The 982-nt window shown below is 56.9% G+C and carries 1 protein-coding gene; it reads right to left on the bottom strand.

What is annotated here, in order from left to right; all coding sequences use genetic code 11:
* Nucleotides 1-982, bottom strand: a 982-nt coding sequence (locus WH277_RS05600; protein ID WP_339504912.1) for a diguanylate cyclase domain-containing protein, incomplete at both ends; no start/stop codon positions are given.

The raw sequence follows: 982 nt of genomic DNA, 5'->3' as shown, positions 1-982 counted from the left end.
GTAAAAGGATGGCTCATTACATCGAGAATTCGCTGGCACAGCGCAGTGGCTTCCTGCGTTGAAGTGATGTCTTTTTGAATAATAACAAATTCATCGCCCCCCAGGCGGCCCACGGTGTCGATATGGCGCACCAGTCCGTTCAGGCGATGGGCAACCTCAATAATCAGTTCATCACCTGCCTGATGTCCAAAGGTGTCATTGATGATTTTAAAACGATCGAGATCGAGCAGCAGCACCGCCACTTTATCCTTCTGCCGTGAGAGGCGCACCAGTGCCTGGGTCATGCGTTCTTCCACCAGTGCCCGGTTGGGCAGGCCGGTCAGCACATCATGAAATGCCAGATGCTGTGCCTGCGCTTCGCTGGCACCCAACTGGAGGAGGGAATCTGAGAGGCGCACGGATGACACCCACAGCCGACGTATCATCAGAATACAAATCAGGGTGATCACCAGCGACACCAGCAGCACCAGCGGTGTCATCACCTTCAGCATTCGTGAGCCGGGGCGGTCAGCCTGCCATTGCAGGTTGCCGATCGGGAACCCGTCGAGAGCGGTGAGCGGATAATGGCCGGTCCCGGCTACGGGCGTGAGACTGTCGGTAAAATTCAGGCCGTGCAACAGACTCCGCTGTGCCAGTGTCTCCAGCCAGGCGCTGTTGAGACGGCGAATACTCAGCATTGAATATTGACCGCTGTCGGCGGCGTCGCCGCTGATCTGCCCGATAGCAACAATCGCCGGGGCATTATCGATCAGCGCGAAGCCCACCCGATCACGGCGCCCGCTATTTGGGCTGTGCGCGTGCAGCAGACTTTGCTGAAAAGGGCGGACGGGGAAGGCAATATGGCCGAACTGCTCCACCGGCACATTACGCCCATCCTCCCACAGATATACGGGGTTGCCCGAAGCATCCAGCAGAGAGATGATTTGATGGTCAAACATGGTGAACAGCCAGGCACCGACATTCTCATTCAGCCATTGAATGT

Source organism: Erwinia sp. MYb416, assembly GCF_037479575.1.
In the GTDB taxonomy this organism is placed as follows: domain Bacteria; phylum Pseudomonadota; class Gammaproteobacteria; order Enterobacterales; family Enterobacteriaceae; genus Erwinia; species Erwinia rhapontici.
Note: the sequence above shows the minus strand (reverse complement) of the source record. Positions and strands in the feature narration are given on the sequence as shown.